The following is a 16,454-nucleotide window of genomic DNA, read 5'->3' as shown; positions in this document are numbered from 1 at the left end:
CGACATCGCACGCCAGCGCGAATGTCTGCCTCCCACCGCACCAAGCGCAACCACCGTACCGTGGGGTTTCAGTGGGCTCGGCCCCCTGAGCAGACATGACGAGGCGGCCCGGTCCGCGCTTTCCGCGAACACAGACCGCCTACCGTCTCGTGGAGCTGAGGTTACGGCATACGAACTCTTCGATCATGGCGCAAGGCCGTGACCTGGTGGTTCCTCTGGTCGGTTAGCGTCTTCCCGCGCTGCCGCAGCGCGGACCCGCTCGAGGTACTGCTCCTGGCGCCAGCTGACGATCATGTCGGTCAGGAGCGAGACGAGCTCGGCGCACTGCTGCCGGGTTGAAGCGGGGATTTGAAGCTTCACGCTTCGTCGAGCGCGCCGTCGGGCTCTTCCGCGAAGTGGTGCAACAGCCGCTCGAACAGGTCGCCGATGAGGTCGAGCTCACCGGGCGTGAACACGTCGATGAAGTCTTGGCGGACCTGCTGAACGTGTTGCGGGGCAGCGTCCTCGATGGTCTTGCGGCCGAGGGCCAGGAGAACGATGAGAGAGCTGCGGGCGTCGGTGGGGTTGGGCTCGCGGGCGATGAGGCCCTGCTCCTGCATTCGCCGGGTCAGATGTGAGAGCCGGCTTTTCTCCCACCCCATCGAACTGCACAACTCCCCCGCGGGGACCCGGCCGGTCGGGTGCTCCGAGAGCATCGCCAGAATTCTGAACTCAGCCTCCGACAGCCCGGAATCCTGCAGGAGTTGTCGGCGAAGGCGCGAATCGAGCTGTTCCTGGGCGTGCTTGTAGACCCGCCAGGCACGGTCCTCGCGGGCGTCGAGCCATCGCGGTTGGGCAGCCATGTGGCCATCATCTCATAGGTTGACGCATCACCCAAATCGGGTTAGGTTGATGCATCAACATCTAGCGGGGAGCGTAGACCATGGCCCGAGGCAGCAGTTTCACTGTGGGAACGATCGGCGCTGGAAATGTTGCTCAGGCGGTCGCGCGGCGCGCCGCGGCGGCGGGGCACCGCGTTGTCCTGAGTAACAGCCGCGGTCCGGCATCTCTCGCCCTGCTGGTCGAGCGCTTGGGACCCCTGGCCTCGGCGGGCACGGTTGCCGACGCGGCCCAAGCCGACTTGGCCGTCCTCGCAGTGCGTTGGCACCAGGTTCCCGACGCCGTAGGGGGTTTTCCGGCATGGGATGGGCGGATCGTCATCGACGCGACCAACCAGTGGAAGGCGCCGGGCGTAGCCATCGACCTGGGTGACCAGACGGGCAGCGAACGCAACGCCGCCCTGATGCCCGGCGCGCGGGTCGTCAAGGCGTTCAACACGCTCTTCTCCAGGATCGTCGTACAGGACCCCCGGCGGGCCGACGGCAACCTTGTCGTCGTCCTCGCGGGCGACGATGCCGAAGCCAAAGCGACCGTTTCCGCGTTCGTCGAGTCGATGGGCTTCGCCCCCATCGACATCGGCGATCTGCGCACCGGGCGCCTCATGCAGGTAGGCGGTGGCCCCCTCGTGGGCCAGCACCTGGTGAAACTCGCCTCCTGAACCCGTTCAAATCCAAGTTGCTTAGGAGAATCCTCATGACCGATTCCGTTGCCCTGGGGCCTCGTGAGTACCAGGGTCTGCAGATCCCGGCCGCCGGCACCTACACACTCGACGCCCACCACAAGCGCGTCGGCTTCGTAGCGCGACACATGATGGTCGCCAAGGTGCGGGGGCACTTCGAGACCGCCGAGGCCACGATCGTAGTTGGAGAGGACCCCCTGCAGTCGTCGGTCACCGCGTCGATCCAGACCGCGACCGTCAACACCAGCTCCACCGACCGCGACAATCACCTGCGAAGCGGTGACTTCTTCGAGTCCGAGAAGTATCCCGAGATGAATTTCCGCAGCACCAGCTTGAGGTCGTGGGACAACGGCGAGTTCGTCCTGGACGGCGAGCTGACCATCAAGGACGTCACCAAGCCGGTCGAGCTCAAGGTCGAATTCGAGGGCGCCACCGTGAGCCCGTACGGCCAGGACGTGTTCGGGTTCAGCGCCACCGCCGAGGTCGACCGTGAAGAGTGGGGCCTGACCTGGAACATGATCCTCGAGACGGGTGGCCTCGGAGTCAGCAAGAAGATCAAGATCGAGATCGAGGGCGAAGCCATCCGCCAGCCATGACCGGACGTCGTCCTGAACAGCGCGAACGTTTCCTATCCAGCGGTAAGCCGTACCAGGCGCCCGTGGCAACTCAGGACCCCGTTCAGCGCTGCCCGCTGGCCGCGCATACCCCGGAGGTCCGCTTCGTCGAGAGCGGGTCATCTGCTTCGGCCTGAGGTGTTCTCACGGACGGAGCCGCATACCGATCGGCCGTGGGGCCGGCAAAAAGGCGAGATCACCATGCCCAAACTGGATGGCAAGATCGCAGTGATCACCGGAGCCACGTCCGGGATGGCGCTAGCAACGGCCAAGCTGTTCGTGGCCGAAGGCGCCCATGTGTTCATCACCGGACGGCACAAAGAAAAACTGGACGAGGCAGTCGCCGCCATCGGCCACGATGTAACGGGCGTGCAGGCGGACTCAGGAAATCTGGACGACCTCGCCCGTCTAGCCGAGACCGTGCGGGAGCAGCGCGGACGCGTTGACGTTCTGTTCGCCAGTGCCGGCCTCGGCTCGGTGTCCGACCCACTGGGCAGCATCACCCCGGATTCGTTCGACGCGATCGTCGGAGTCAACTTTCGAGGCACCGTGTTCACTGTTCAGGGCCTGCTGCCATTGATGAGCGACGGTGCGTCGATCATCCTGAACGGCACGACCAGCGCGACCAAGGGCATCCCCGGCGCCGGGGTGTACTCGGCCAGCAAGGCGGCCGTTCGCTCACTCGCGCGCACCTGGACGGCGGAGCTGAAGGACCGCGGCATCCGGGTGAACGTCATCAGCCCCGGCTCGATCGACACCGCGCTCTTCAGCACCGTCACGCCCGAATTCCGGGAGCAGATCACCTCCCTCATCCCCCTGGGACGGCTGGGCACCAGCGAGGAGATCGCGGCCGCCGCGCTGTTCTTCGCCTCCCCGGACGCCAGCTTCATCACCGGCGCAAACCTGGTCGTCGACGGCGGATTCAGTCACATCTGACGCTCAGCGGCTGGGCAATCGACCCCGCCTGCCTCGACAACGGAAAGGTTCAACCCAGACCACCGAAAGTGAGGACTTCCATGAGTAACGTCAGCTTGATCGGACTCGGAGGCATGGCCCGCGCCATAGCCACCCGCGCGGTCGAGGGCGGCAACGCCGTCGAGGTCATCGGCCGCGACGCGGCCAAGGCCAAGGACCTGGCCGCCGCGCTCGGCGGCGGCGCAACGGCCGGGACATTCGGAACGGCCCCGGCCGGCGACCTCGTCATCCTCGCCGTGCCTTACGCCAGTGCCACGCAGGTCGTCACCCAGTACGGGGACGCCCTGGCCAGTAAAGTCGTCATCGACATCTCGAACACCTTCAACGCCGACGCCACCGCGCTGATCACCCCGGAAGGCACCTCCGGGGCACAGGAGATCGCCAAGGCCGTTCCGGCAAGCGCGCACGTCGTGAAGGCGTTCAACACCGTCTTCGGCCACGTCCTGGCCCAGGGCGGACCGCTGGACGTGTTCATCGCCGGCGACGACGCCAACGCCAAGGCGAGCGTATCGACATTCATCGAGAGCCTCGGACTACGCCCGCTGGATGCCGGCGACCTCGCGATGGCGCACTGGCTGGAGTCCGCAGGTCCACTGCTGATGGGCGTGGCCAACCATGGCGCAGGATTCAACATCAGCATCGGCATCAACGTCTCGGGCTGAGAACACCCCCGGCTTGCAGCGTCAGCGCCGCGCACTGGCAACCGGCGACCATCTCGGGCAGGCCGGACCCGCCTGCCCGAGATGCCGGGCAGCCCCCGCGTCATCCGACGTGCAGGCAATCAACTTCGACTGCCACGGACTGCTCACTTCCGGCATCGGCCAAGGCGTCGTCGAGCAGATCGGCGACGCCATCTCGTCGTGGCTGGCCACACGACTGAATGAGAGGGCTATAAGTGCGCTTATGCCCTTTCCGTAGATTGAGATAGTTTCGGAGGCTTTCGGTGCCGCGGGAAGTTATCGAGGTTGCCCGATGATGTCGCTGATCGCGACGGGTTCGTCGCAGTGGGGGCAGAGGCCGCCGAGGTCGAGGCGGGTGCACGGGGTGGTGCAGTCGTGGCACCACTGCTGGGCGAGGTAGCGGGTGTCGCAGTGCGGGCATTGGTAGACGGTGATCGCCCGCCGGCTGGTGACCGGCGCAGCGACGGCAGGCTCGGGCGCCGGTGGCGGGTGGCGGGCGCGCCAGGCGGCCTGCCGGCAGGCGGGAGTGCAGTACCGCTGGCGGCGGATCGGGGTGAACGGTTGCCGGCAGGTGGGGCAGGTCGCCGCCCGCGCCGCGGGGATGTCGTTACGGATGTCGTTACGCGACGGCGGCATCGGCGGGGCCGGCTGTGCTCGGGGCGAGCGTGAACAGGCCGGGTTGGTCCTCGGTGAGCACGCCGCGGTTGACCAGGCGCTTGAGCTTGGCGCGCAGGCTTTCGGTGTGGTTGGCGGTGACCTCGACGCCGAGAGCGCGGCAGATGTCCTTGGAGCGCAGCGGCTGCCCGGCGGCGAACACGGCGAGGATCTGCTGGTAGGTGGGGTTGCCCGGCGTGGTGTCGGCGCTCGGACCGTCGCAGCCGGGGTGACCGGTCAGCCGCAGCAGGGTGGTGCGGGTGGTCGCCAGCTCGGCCAGTTCGGTCTCCAGCGCGGTCAACTGCTCGGCGAGTGTGCTGATCTGCTCGCGGAGCTGGTCGGCGGCGACGCCCGCGACGGCCTCGCGGGCGGTGATCACGTCCAGGATCGGTGCCGGGTTCACGTCGAACGCCAGCTCGGCGTGGTGGTGCCGGTCAGCCGGCGGACCAGGTTCGCGGTGCCCGCCCACCATGTGCGTGACTCGCTGGACGTTTCGCGGATCTCGTACTCACGCACGAGTCGGCGGTGCAGCATCAGCGTGCCGTTGACCTGCTCCACGATCCACCGTTTCGCGACCGGCACGAACCCCGCCGCGCCCTCGGAGCGCAGGACCTGCTCGACGTCGATCCCGTTGATCGCGCCGTGGATCGCGACGTGGTCCTTGAACCCCGCATCCACCCAGGCTTTGGTCACCGTCGGGGTGTGCGCCAGGACCCGGTCGATCAGGCGGACACCGATCTGGTTGTCGGTCGCCGAGGCAGCCATCACCACCACCGCGATGATCAGCCCGAGCGCGTCCACCGCCAGGCCCCGCTTGCGCCCAGGCACCCGTTTCGCGGCTTCTTTTCCCGTTGTGGCGGCCGGGACGTGGTTCGCCGCCCGGACCGACTGGGTGTCCAGCGCGACCGCGGACGGATCCTCGGCCCGGCCGGCCTTCTCCCGGACCCGGCACCGCAGCAGATCATGGATCACCTGGTCGGTGCCGTCGTCGCGCCACAGGCGGAAGTAGTAACAGACCGCCGACCACGGCGGCAGGTCATGCGGCAGCAACTGCCACTGACAACCGGTCCGGTTCTGGTAGAACAGCGCGTTGACGATCTCCCGCATCTCGTACCGGCCCTCATGCCCCGACGGGGACGGACGCCGCGCCTTCCACGCCCGCAAGACCGGATCGATCAACGCCCACTGCGGATCGGTGAGATCAGTCGAGTACGCCCTACGCTCCATGACCAGGCCCTACGCACCACCCGGACCCGCGTATCAGCCCCGTCCGCAACGTTCACGACATCGAGCGATGACGTACTGCCCCGAAATACCGCAATAACCTACTCAGTCCCCGAAGCGGTCATAGGCGTGCTTATAACCCTCTGAGCGCTCGGCATGGTAAGAGCATGCCGAAGAGCAAGGCGTGCCGCATGTCAAGGAGTCGATGGGTCGACATCCGTATTTGCCGCTGTCATCGCTCGCTGGCCAGCGCGGCAGTCACTGTACGTGCCTGCTCGCCGGTGGGGCGATTGTTGGGGCAGGGCTCAGAGCTCCGGAGTGGTTCCTCGATGGGCGACGTCGGCGGCGTAGGTCATCCAGTCTCCGGCGGATGCTTCCTGCCGGGCGACGGCGACCTTGATGTGGATCCCAAGCATGCGGGCGAGGATGGCGGCGACTCTGACGCGCCGACGTAGCAGAACATTTTCCATCACGCTTCGAAAATTTCCACCACTTCTTGACAGCCGTTCCAACACGGAGTTTCCTACATCGACGAACACCGATGCCCGGCCCGATCTCCGCGCGGAGTGTGTCGTCTCACCGCTCTTCCGCTACCGAGTCGATCATCGGAGACCTGCATGATCCGGGGAAACCTCCTCGTCCGCCCGTGGCGCGCGGCGCTGGCCCTTGCCGTCGGCGTGGCCAGCGCGCCGCTGTTCGCGTTGGCACTCGCGCAGCCTGCACATGCGCTCAACAACTCACTCGCCCTGACCCCGCAGATGGGCTTCAACGACTGGAATGCGTACGGCTGCAATGTCTCGGAGTCGTTGATCAAGGCCACAGCGCTGGCGATGCACAACAACGGGATGCAGGCCGCCGGGTACCAGTACGTGAACATCGACGACTGCTGGCTCACCCACAGCCGGGACTCCTCCGGGCACCTGGTCCCGGATCCCGCCAAGTTCCCCGACGGGATCTCCGGCACCGCCGCCTACGTGCACTCCCTCGGCCTGAAGCTGGGAATCTACGAGGATGCCGGCACCATGACCTGCGCCGGCTATCCCGGCAGCCTGGGGCATGAGACCACCGACGCGAACTCCTTCGCCTCCTGGGGCGTGGACTACCTCAAGTACGACAACTGCTACTCCGACGGCGTCAATCAGACCAGTAACGGCGGCCCCAGCGCCCAGAGCCGCTACACCACGATGCGCGACGCACTGGCCGCCACCGGCCGGCCGATCCTGTTCAGCCTGTGCGACTGGGGCTTCCAGAGCCCGTGGACCTGGGGCGCGGCCGTCGGGAACTCCTGGCGCACCACCGGCGACATCAACGCCAGCTTCGGCAGCATGCTCTCGATCTTCCATTCCAATGTGGGCCTGGCCTCCTACGCCGGCCCCGGCGCCTGGAACGACCCGGACATGCTGGAGATCGGCAACGGTATGACCACCACCGAGCAGCAGAGCGAGTTCTCCCTCTGGTCGGAGATGGCCGCCCCGCTGATCGCCGGAACGAACATCGCCAACGCGAGCGGCACCACGTTGAGCATCCTGACCAACAAGAACGTCATCGCGGTCGACCAGGACTCCCTGGGCAAGCAGGGCACCGAGGTCTCCTCCTCCGGCGGCCTGGACGTGCTGGCCAAGCCCCTGGCCAACGGCGACGTCTCGGTCGCGCTGTTCAACGAGAACAGCGGCACCGCCACCATCACCACCACCGTCGGCGCGATCGGCAAGTCCGGCGCGAGCAGCTACACCCTGACCGACCTGTGGTCCGGCGCCACCTCCACCACCACGAACACCATCAGCGCCTCAGTTCCCGGCCACGGCACAGTCATGCTCCGGGTCGCCGGCGGCACCACCGGAGGCGGCGGCTCCGCCACCGGCGCCGTGCATTCGGTCGGCGCGGGCAAGTGTCTGGATGTGCCGAACAGCTCGACCACCGGCGGCACGCAGCTGGACATCCACGCCTGCTCCGGCGCCGCGAACCAGACCTTCACCCACACCACCGGCAATCAGCTGTCGGTCTACTCCGGCGGCAGCCAGATGTGCCTGGACGCCAACGGAAAGGGCACGACCGCCGGGACCAAGGTGATCATCTGGTCCTGTAACGGGCAGACGAACCAGCAGTGGCTGTTCAACTCGAACGGCACCGTGACTGGCGCGCAGTCCGGGCTTTGCCTGGACGTCGCCGGGGCCTCGACGGCCGACGGTGCGCTGGTCGAGCTGTGGACCTGCAACGGCGGATCCAACCAGCAGTGGACGATCGGCTGACCCTCGCCCGACCCATGTCACACCGCCGAACCACTAACTCGGTGCTCGATGATCACGCGCCACCTGAACAGCGACAGCCCGCCGAGCGCCAATGCAACAGCTCGATCTCGGTACAGACGCCGGCCGTGCGCCAACTCTCTGCCGAACCGATGATCTCCGCGGTCGGCAGTAGCTGATTGCCCAGCAGCGATCTCCGTTGGCATGAGTCGTCACAACCGGCTCAATCCGAAGCAAGGGCTGCCGCTGCTCGATCCCGGCGACTAACTCGGGCGTCACCGCCACGGTGAACTGCGTGTCGCCAATCAGCCCTCGATCGTCGGATCCCAACGCATGTCACCCCGGACGTACGCGAAAGCCCCTACGGCGACCATCGTGATCAAGATCCTGGAGGTGAAACCGCCTACTTTGAGGGCCATCAAGCCTATTGTGTCGGATACGCGCCAATTCACCGCGCGACCGGCGACAGTTCACCGGGTGACAGGTGACAGTTCGTCCTTCAATCTGAAGTTCACTGACCACGCGCGCGCACCACGTGTACGCGCCCGCGCGGGTATAGCCGTCAACCGGAGAAACCCGGAACATCTGTCACCCGTCACCCCAGCCACTCGTCTGTCGAGCGCAAGTGATCACGGCTCCACCGGCAGAGTGCCTTGCATGTCCTGGCCCTCCAGGAGCGCGATACCGGTGTAGAACCGCTGCCCCTTGCTGCCGCGGGCGTCTGCCACCCCAAAGCGGCCCTGCAGCTCTTGCGTCAGCCGCTTCGCCGACACCGGCCGCTCGCCAACCTGCTCGCACCACGGCTCATACGACTCTCGCAGCACGCCCACCGCCGTGCGGACATACGCATTGCCGGGGTCAAGGCGGCATTGCTCCTCGACGAAACGCCCTACGGTGTCCTGGTCCCAGGCGTACGCCGCGGTCGCCGCCGTGACCGATGCCGGCTCGCGAAGACCGCCCTCGTGATAGGCGGCCGCGCCGGCGACGATCCACGCCAGCACGGCCGGCGCGTCCTGCGCGAGGCGTTCGCCAAGCTTCTTGTCCTGCCGCTCGGGCGGCACTATCCGGCTGAACGGCAGCACGCGCAGCCGTCGCCAGAACGCCGGCCCACCAGCTCGGGCAACGGGAAGGTGATTGCCGAGCAGCCAGAGCGTGTGGCTGGGCTCGAACGTGAACCAGTCTCGGCGCATGAACCGCGCCGACAGCGAGTCCCGGCCGGTCAGCTGCTTCACCCGGGCCTCCGCGAACCGCTGGCCGTCGTCCAACTCGGCGCATACCACCAGGCGCGCGCCGGACAACTGGGCTAACTCGGCGGGGTGCTCGGCATGTTTGCGGACCATGAGCATCTCCGATGACCCGGCCCGCGCGTAGCCGTCCTCGCCCCGACCACGGGCATGCATCGCCGCCTCCAGCAGCGTGGACTTGCCGTTCGCGCCCGGCCCCACCGCGAACGGCAGCAGCTGCTCCAGCACGCTGCCGATCGCCGACACGCCGATCAGCCGCTGCACGTAACCCGCCAAGTCGGTGTCGTAACCGAAGGTGTCGCGCAGGAATTGATCAAAGCCTCGGAGCGGCGTTCAAAGTCCGGCGCCGCCGCCGTGGACCGGGTATGCAGCAGACCCGGGTCCGCCGGGCGAAGGGCGCCGGTACGCAGATCCACCACGCCCGCCGGGGTATTCAACTCGTACGGCCGGGCGTCCAGCGCCGCGAACGGCACAGCCACAGCAGGGTCCGACCGTGCCAGCCTACGACGCCCGACACACCGCCGGCGGACAGCGCCTGCGCCCGGAACCGTCGCCACCCTCCCGCGGTCGGCAACTGCCGAGCCAGCGCACGGACGAACTCACGGTGCCGCTCGGCGTCATCCCACACCCACCGGTGGCCCTGCCACAGCAGCCACTGTCCGCGCTGCGGGCAGTACCGAAGTTCATGGCCGTGGTGGGCAACCAGCGCGCGAGCGAGCCCATCCTCCGTCGGGCCCCACGCAGCAGGCGGTGACAAGGACTGCATGCTCACGGTGACCGGTCCCTTTGCCGGTTGATGTTGGGGGGAGCCGTCGGTTACGCCGTTTCGTTCGTTGTCGCCCGGGTTCGGATGCACTTCGGTGCCATATCCGGCCTGCCGCAAGGCACGGGCGGCGGCACCATGGTCGCCGCCGTGGTGCAGTACAGCGAAGACGTGAAACTTGGTGAGTGGCGTTTCGGATTCCAGTAGTGTGCTGGTGCTGAAGACGAAGAGCCGGTCTCGATCGTCGGCTCGACCCGTCGTCGCGGAAATCCCGTACGTCTTTCCTGGCCGGCGCCAGTAGCGGGTGCGGCCGGACGCGTGCACCAGAGTCCACCCAGCCGGTACAAGAATCTCACTCCAGTCGGTAAGACGCTCGAAGTCATCGCCAGGCGTCACGCCTGGGCCCGCGGATTTCGTGGCCATTCGTCGAGGCGTCGATGGCGGTGAAGGCGCTGGCATCTGGTCGAGTGCTCGGACAGCGTCCAGAAGCGCGGCGCGTTCTTCGGCGGAAATGGTCGGGATCCGCGCTGGGGTCGAGTCGCTCAGCGCGACCCAGGGCTGTCGGCTTTCATGTACGGTGCCGTGCGAAGGCGCGACGATGGTGTATCCGCCTTCGCCGCGCGTCTCGGCCAGCGTCTTGACTTTGTCGGCAGGGTCCCGCAGCAGTTCTTCCTCGGTTGCGGGGCGGCGGGCAAGTTTGAGATTGCGGTCGACCGGAGTGCCGTCGACCCGGTGAAGAATGTGTACCCCGCGCGCCGGTGTCCGTTCCCAATAGCCGGTCGCCGTGATCCGATTCCATAGGTCAGACAGTCTGGCCTTCTCCAGCAAGTCGACGAGGGTTTGCCCAAGCCCTTCTGTAACCGCGCGCCCGTCAAGCTCCGGCATTTCGAGGTTCGCAGATACGGCACCGCAAATCACGCCGATCCCAGGCGGGCCACCGGTGAACCAGCTCCACCTGCGCTCGGCTTGGGCGCGAAGACTGGTAAGCCTTCCAGGCCACCAATGGTGCTTTGCTTCCGTCTGCTCGTATAGGAATGACGGCACAGCCGGCGTCATGCCAGGCGTATGCGGCCGCCAACGTGTCAGGCATGTATTCCACTCAGTCCCCATGAGTATCCACCGCCACGGCGAACGGTGGCGGGCGGTCGTCCCTGCGAGATACCCTGACCTAAGCGCCTCGGGCCTCAGACCCGCCCTGAATGGCGCACGGAAGGACGTGACCCCCACAGAAATCCTTGTGGGAGTCACGCACCATAATTCCCCGGATTTTTAGTGCACCCGAGCGGGTTACCGGCCGTTCCTGGCTCGTTCGCGTCGGACGCGTCGTAACGCACGTTCGTAGCCACGTTCACGTTCCGCGACCTTGGCCGGCTGAACGGTGTGGCTATCGAGCAGCTTCTGAACCTGTTCCGGCGTGAACTTTCGCTTCCTCGCGAGATGGACGTGCTCAACGCGGCCGTCGCGGCACTGATCGGCGAGCCAAAGCGCTGAGACCTTCAAGCGTTTCGCGACCTGCTCCACGGAGAAGTAAAGCTCCTCCTCGGCGGTTTCCGTTGTGCGCGGCCGCGGGGCACCCTGGCTGGCATCAGCTACCTCCCTCCATCATTTGCGATCATTTGCGCCGGCGATGCTCTAGCGAGAGGCCCCCGGACAGACCGTGCTGCCTGCTAGGCGTCGGCGGGTGTCAAAGGGAGCCGTCATGCAGCTTCCCGTTGTCCCTGTTCAGGTTGGTCCGAGGAAGCGGTTTCCGTGAGGTCTGAAGCCCCTGGCTGATCCTGTCCGCCCCTGTCCGCCTGGCGACCAAGACGCGACTGCGGGCCCGCCCGTCTTCGTCCGGTGACGCCTCCCAGTCCCCGGGGTGCGGCGGGAGGGTTCGGGCGGTTAGGCATCGCATCCCACGACACGACCGAGTTGTGATCTCGGTCACGAGATACCACTGCCTGGGCACCGTGAGGGCCGGTGACAGCAACGGCCGCGAAGTCGGCGCGACGATGCGTTTTCGCAGGTCAGGCGGCAAATCGGGAGCCTGGAAAGCGGTTGCCGAGGACCTCTACGGCAGCCTCGCCAAGATCGTCATGTGTCCGCATGTGTGCGGAAAAAATCGCACCGTCCTCAATGGATAGAGAGACGGTGCGTTTTGCCTGCTCAGAAGGGTGGAGCTGAGGGGACTCGAACCCCTGACCCCCACACTGCCAGTGTGGTGCGCTACCAGCTGCGCCACAGCCCCTTACCGTCCCCGGTCGCCCGGGCACGGGGGAAATACTACACACCCGGACGGGATCAGTTCAGCAGGGGGTCGGGTGGGAAGTGGGCCACGGCCGCCAGGATGTCGCCCTGGCGGCGTAAGACCATGGCCCACAGGTCGTCGGGGCGGTTGATGAACGGGTCGCCGGGGAGGGCGTCCAGCAGGAACCAGGAGCCGGCGGCTATCTCCTCCTCGAGCTGGCCGGCGGACCAGCCGGAGTAGCCCGCGAAGACCCGGATGCCGGCCACGCTGTCCCGGATGCGGTCGGGGTCGGCCGAGAGGTCGACCGTGCCCAGGGCGCCGGAGACCTGGTGGAAGCCGGTGATCCGCTTTTTCACGTCGGGGCGGGTGCGGGCCAGGCAGATCGCCGACTCGGGCTGGACCGGGCCGCCCTCGAAGAGGACCGCCGGGTCGCCGGCCAGCTCGCCCCAGCTGCCCAGGACGTCCGAGACCGGCACCTCGGTCGCCCGGTTGAGCACCACGCCCAGGGCGCCGCCCGCCTCGTGGGCGACGAGCAGCACGACCGTACGGTCGAAGTTCGGATCTTTGAGGGTCGGGGTTGCCACCAGCAACCGGCCGGTCATCGATTCCATCGACCGGCCTCCGATCCGCTGACCCTCGCTATACACAGGCTGCCCCGAGCGCGACACGGGCCGCCCCGAGCGCGACACGGGCCGCCCCGAGCGCGCGGGCCGCCAAAAGCGCCTCAGCCGCGCGGGCTGCCCAAAGCGCCTGAGAGTCGTGTTCCACCAACGCCATGCTCAGCACATTAGCCCGTGATTCCGGGCCTCGATAAGGTCTGCGCATGAACGCAGCGGCGGAGATCGGTGTGATCGGCGGGTCGGGGCTGTACGCGCTCCTCGAGGATGCCGAGGAGTTCGACGTGTCCACCCCCTACGGTGCGCCGTCGGATCCGATCACGGTGGCCGAGGTCGGAGGGCGGCGGGTGGCGTTCCTGCCGCGGCACGGGCGTGATCATCGGTACCCGCCGCACAAGATCCCCTATCGGGCGAATCTCTGGGCGCTCCGCGCTTTGGGCGTACGGCAGATCCTCGCTCCCTGCGCGGTCGGCGGCCTGCGTCCGGAGCTGGGGCCGGGCACTTTCGTGGTCCCGGATCAGTTGATCGACCGGACGAGCGGCCGGGTGCACACCTTCTACGACGCGGGCGCGGTGCACCTCTCGTTCGCCGACCCGTACTGCCCCAATGGTCGGGCCGTTCTGCTGCGGACGGAGGTGGAGCCGGTCGACGGCGGCACGATGGTGGTCGTCGAGGGGCCGCGCTTCTCGACCCGGGCCGAGTCGCGCTGGTTCGCCTCGATCGGCGGCACTGTCGTGAATATGACTGGGCACCCGGAAGCGGTCCTCGCCCGGGAGCTCGCGCTCTGTTACTCGACCATCGCGCTGGTGACCGATCTCGATGCCGGCGTTGCCGGTGATCATGGCGTCACGCAGGAGGAAGTGTTCCGCGTCTTCGCGGCGAACACCGCCCGGCTGCGGGGCGTCCTGATGGATGCGGTGACCAGACTTCCCACCGTGCGTGACTGCGTTTGTGCGACCGCTCTCGATGGCATCAAGCTGCCATTCGACCTGCCGTAAAAACGGGAGACATCGAGCGGTCACTGACCGGCCTCCGGCGCGACACCGTCTATTGAGAAGGTGCAGCCGTGCTCAAGGATCATGCCTGGTCGCGCGCTGTCGGTTTTGCCGGCTCCGCCCTGATCGCCGTGGGCGGGCTGGGGGCGGGCGCCTTACCCATCGGCAATCCGATGTTCGGCGGCAGCCATGCCCGGCTCGGCCTCGTCTGTGTCTACAGCGGACTGGCGCTGCTGCTGCTCGCCTGGTGGTGGTACGGCCGGCTGGTGAAGCGGGCGCCCGACAAAACGGGCACGACGCTGGCGCTGTGGGTGGCGCCGCTGCTGCTCGCCCCGCCGATGTTCAGCCGGGACGTGTACAGCTACCTCGCCCAGGGTCTGATGATCCACGCCGGGATGGATGTCTACCGGCACGGCCCGGCGCTGCTCGGCGGCATGATCGCTGATCAGGTGCCGGCCATCTGGCAGCAGACGCCGAGCCCGTACGGCCCGGTCTTCCTGATCGTCGCCAAGACGATCGCCGCCCTGCTCAACGCCCACCTGATGCTCGGGATCGTGGCGATGCGCCTGGTCGCGCTCGCCGGGCTGGCGCTGCTGGCCGGCGCGGTGCGGGTGCTGGCCCAGTCGGCGGGCGTGCATCCGGCGGCGGCGACCTGGCTGGCCGTGCTCAACCCGCTGGTGCTGATCCACCTGGTCGGCGGCGCCCACAACGACGCCCTGATGGTCGGCCTGCTCGCGGCCGGCCTGGCCGCCGCGGTGCGGCACCGCCCGGTGGTGGCGACCCTGCTGGTGGCGGCGGCCGCGCTGGTGAAGGTGCCGGCCGCGCTCGGGCTGATCGCGGTGGCGGCGATCTGGGCCACCCAGCTGCCCGGCCGCTGGCCCTGGCTGCGGGCGGCCGGTGCGGTGAGCGCGACCGCGGTCGCGGCCACCGCGGTGATCACCGCGGTCGCCGGGACCGGGTACGGCTGGATCGGCGCCCTGGGCACCCCGATCTCGACGCAGAACTGGTCGCTGACCGGGCTGCTCGGCCGCTGGACGGCCGGCCTGCTGGGCACCTCGGCCGCCGCCGACGTGTGGCGCTGGTTCGGGATGCTCGCCGTGGTGATCGTCGCCGGGGTGGTCTGGACCTACCGCGCCCGGCTCGGCCCGGTCTACGGCCTGGGCATCGTGCTGGTCGCCGTGGTGGTCTTCGGCCCGGCCATCCGCCCCTGGTACGTGGTCTGGGGGCTGGCCCCGCTCGCCGCCGTGGCCGTGCACCGCCGGGTGCGCGGCCTGCTGGCCGGCTTCTGCGCGGCGCTGGTGCTGGTGGTGCTGCCGGACGGGTTCGCCGCCGACGGGGAGCGGGTGCTGCTGGCGGTCCTCGGCGCGCTGATCGGGATCGCGGCGTTCCTGCTCGTCCGAATGGTCGTGGCGCCGCCCGCGATCCTGCGGCCGATCTTGGCCCGCCGATGAAGGCGCTCCGCCGACCGCCGGCGCAGGTCGCGCTGGTCGCCATGACCGCCGTCGCGGTCGCCGTCTTCCTGGCCACCATTCCGACCTTCCGCCACTTCTTCGACCTGGGCGTCTACCGGGGCGCGGTGCGTTCCTGGCTGATCGACGGGAACGGGCTGTACGACTACCGCTACCAGGACACCGAGTACGGCTTCACCTATCCGCCGTTCGCGGCGCTGATGCTGAGCCCGCTCGCGATCACCTCCTGGCCGGTGGCGGTCGCGGTTGCCGCGCTGCTGAACGCGGCCGCGGTGGCGGTGCTGATCCGCTGGTACTTCGTGCCGATCCTGCGCCGCCACGGGTGGCCGCTGTGGACGCCGTGCGCGCTGATGTTCCTGGGCTTCCTGGTGTTCGAGCCGTCCCGGGACACCTTCAGCTACGGCCAGGTCAACCTGTTGCTGCTGGTGCTGGTCTGCAGCGACCTGCGGAACAAGAAGTTCGCCGGGGTGGGCATCGGCCTCGCCGCGGCGATCAAGCTGACCCCGGTGGTGTTCATCGGCTACCTGATCCTGTCCCGGCAGTACCGTCAGGCCGCCACGGCGGTCGCCGCGGCGGCCACGGCCACGGTGCTCGCGCTGCTGATCGCGCCGGACGCGTCGACGGAGTTCTGGACCGACGCGGTCTGGGACACCGGCCGGATCGGGAAGCTCTACCAGGTCTCCAACCAGTCGTTGCGCGGCGTGGTGGCCCGGCTGGACGCGCCGCCCACGCTGTGGCTGGCCGGCGTGGCCCTGGTCGTCACGTACTGGTGCTGGTGGGTTCGCAGCCGCAAACCGGACGGCGTGCTCGGCTTCGCGGTGACCGGCGTGATCGCCTGCCTGGTCAGCCCGATCACCTGGGTACATCACCTGGTGTGGCTGATCCCGGGCGTGTTCCTGCTGCTCGATCGCGCGTTGCGGATCCCCGGGGCCGAGCCGCGGCGGCGTCGCCTGGCCCTGCTCGGCGGCGGCTTCGTGATCATGAGCAGCAGCCTCGTCTGGATCTGGTGGGCGCATCCGATCGGCTGGGGGGCGTTCCCGGGCAGCAACGCGTACGTCTGGCTCAGTCTTGCCGTTCTTGCGGCGCTCACCCAGGAGTCCTGGCTGCCGGCGCCGGTCCTCGCTCACGGGATCCGCGCGGAGGCCGATAGGTCTTGAGAGCCCCGCCTCGGGTGGCGGAGCCCGGGAC

At 67.9% G+C, this 16,454-nt stretch carries 16 protein-coding genes and 1 tRNA gene; 8 read left to right on the top strand and 9 right to left on the bottom strand.

Annotated features, from left to right (window positions below):
* Positions 1-356 precede the first annotated feature (356 nt).
* Entirely contained in the window at positions 357-842 is a 486-nt protein-coding gene (locus IH26_RS0105025) for a MarR family winged helix-turn-helix transcriptional regulator (protein WP_030434913.1), read from the bottom strand.
* Between the two features lie 80 nt (positions 843-922).
* On the opposite strand from IH26_RS0105025, the gene IH26_RS0105020 reads away from it, so the two are divergent.
* From IH26_RS0105020 to IH26_RS0105005, 4 genes are all read left to right on the top strand, one after another.
* A complete protein-coding gene (locus IH26_RS0105020) occupies positions 923-1,537 on the top strand; it encodes an NADPH-dependent F420 reductase (RefSeq protein WP_030434912.1) in 615 nt (204 codons plus the stop codon).
* 35 nt (positions 1,538-1,572) lie between these two features.
* On the top strand, positions 1,573-2,154 hold the full coding sequence (locus tag IH26_RS0105015) for a YceI family protein (RefSeq protein WP_030434911.1): 582 nt from the start codon (positions 1,573-1,575) through the stop codon (positions 2,152-2,154).
* A gap of 219 nt (positions 2,155-2,373) precedes the next feature.
* Positions 2,374-3,108 (top strand): SDR family oxidoreductase, encoded by a 735-nt coding sequence (locus IH26_RS0105010; protein WP_030434910.1) that lies wholly within the window; start codon positions 2,374-2,376, stop codon positions 3,106-3,108.
* Between the two features lie 80 nt (positions 3,109-3,188).
* A complete protein-coding gene (locus tag IH26_RS0105005) occupies positions 3,189-3,809 on the top strand; it encodes an NADPH-dependent F420 reductase (protein ID WP_030434909.1) in 621 nt (206 codons plus the stop codon).
* Between the two features lie 294 nt (positions 3,810-4,103).
* On the opposite strand, the gene IH26_RS0105000 is transcribed toward IH26_RS0105005, so the two are convergent.
* The 3 genes from IH26_RS0105000 to IH26_RS0104990 are packed head-to-tail and all read right to left on the bottom strand — an operon-like array spanning position 4,104 to position 5,708.
* Complete coding sequence (locus tag IH26_RS0105000) at positions 4,104-4,463, bottom strand: hypothetical protein (RefSeq protein ID WP_030434908.1); 360 nt, start codon at positions 4,461-4,463, stop codon at positions 4,104-4,106.
* Complete coding sequence (locus tag IH26_RS0104995) at positions 4,447-4,884, bottom strand: hypothetical protein (RefSeq protein ID WP_030434907.1); 438 nt, start codon at positions 4,882-4,884, stop codon at positions 4,447-4,449. The genes IH26_RS0105000 and IH26_RS0104995 overlap by 17 nt, the downstream gene beginning before the upstream one ends.
* Positions 4,881-5,708 (bottom strand): IS5 family transposase, encoded by an 828-nt coding sequence (locus tag IH26_RS0104990; RefSeq protein ID WP_030434906.1) that lies wholly within the window; start codon positions 5,706-5,708, stop codon positions 4,881-4,883. Before IH26_RS0104990 ends, IH26_RS0104995 begins: the two co-directional genes overlap by 4 nt.
* Positions 5,709-6,322: 614 nt before the next feature.
* On the opposite strand from IH26_RS0104990, the gene IH26_RS0104980 reads away from it, so the two are divergent.
* Entirely contained in the window at positions 6,323-7,954 is a 1,632-nt protein-coding gene (locus IH26_RS0104980) for a glycoside hydrolase family 27 protein (RefSeq protein WP_030434905.1), read from the top strand.
* A gap of 626 nt (positions 7,955-8,580) precedes the next feature.
* On the opposite strand, the gene IH26_RS57595 is transcribed toward IH26_RS0104980, so the two are convergent.
* The 5 genes from IH26_RS57595 to IH26_RS0104960 form a co-directional block, all read right to left on the bottom strand.
* Positions 8,581-9,471, bottom strand: coding sequence for a DNA primase family protein (locus tag IH26_RS57595; protein ID WP_051807547.1), 891 nt, complete (start codon positions 9,469-9,471; stop codon positions 8,581-8,583).
* The gene (locus tag IH26_RS64430; RefSeq protein ID WP_425394364.1) at positions 9,447-9,668 is read right to left on the bottom strand and encodes a hypothetical protein; all 222 of its coding nucleotides are present in this window, start codon (positions 9,666-9,668) and stop codon (positions 9,447-9,449) included. Before IH26_RS64430 ends, IH26_RS57595 begins: the two co-directional genes overlap by 25 nt.
* Entirely contained in the window at positions 9,629-10,786 is a 1,158-nt protein-coding gene (locus tag IH26_RS57585) for a hypothetical protein (protein WP_169789717.1), read from the bottom strand. Before IH26_RS57585 ends, IH26_RS64430 begins: the two co-directional genes overlap by 40 nt.
* Positions 10,787-12,112: 1,326 nt before the next feature.
* Positions 12,113-12,185, bottom strand: a tRNA-Ala gene (locus tag IH26_RS0104965).
* A gap of 53 nt (positions 12,186-12,238) precedes the next feature.
* Positions 12,239-12,796 (bottom strand): YqgE/AlgH family protein, encoded by a 558-nt coding sequence (locus tag IH26_RS0104960; protein ID WP_034213774.1) that lies wholly within the window; start codon positions 12,794-12,796, stop codon positions 12,239-12,241.
* Between the two features lie 212 nt (positions 12,797-13,008).
* Here IH26_RS0104960 and IH26_RS0104955 point away from each other — a divergent pair, with 212 nt between their 5' ends.
* The 3 genes from IH26_RS0104955 (at position 13,009) to IH26_RS0104945 (ending at position 16,423) form a co-directional block, all read left to right on the top strand.
* Positions 13,009-13,800: an S-methyl-5'-thioadenosine phosphorylase gene (locus IH26_RS0104955; protein WP_030434903.1), complete on the top strand. Its 792-nt coding sequence runs from the start codon at positions 13,009-13,011 to the stop codon at positions 13,798-13,800.
* 68 nt (positions 13,801-13,868) lie between these two features.
* The gene (mptB, locus tag IH26_RS0104950; protein ID WP_030434902.1) at positions 13,869-15,248 is read left to right on the top strand and encodes a polyprenol phosphomannose-dependent alpha 1,6 mannosyltransferase MptB; all 1,380 of its coding nucleotides are present in this window, start codon (positions 13,869-13,871) and stop codon (positions 15,246-15,248) included.
* Positions 15,245-16,423 (top strand): glycosyltransferase 87 family protein, encoded by a 1,179-nt coding sequence (locus IH26_RS0104945; protein ID WP_051807545.1) that lies wholly within the window; start codon positions 15,245-15,247, stop codon positions 16,421-16,423. Before mptB ends, IH26_RS0104945 begins: the two co-directional genes overlap by 4 nt.
* The last annotated feature ends 31 nt before the right edge of the window (positions 16,424-16,454 follow it).

The sequence above is a fragment of the Actinoplanes subtropicus genome (assembly GCF_000721705.1).
Lineage (GTDB): Bacteria > Actinomycetota > Actinomycetes > Mycobacteriales > Micromonosporaceae > Actinoplanes > Actinoplanes subtropicus.
The sequence above is the reverse complement of the archived record's forward strand: the minus strand, read 5'-3'. Positions and strand labels throughout refer to the sequence as shown.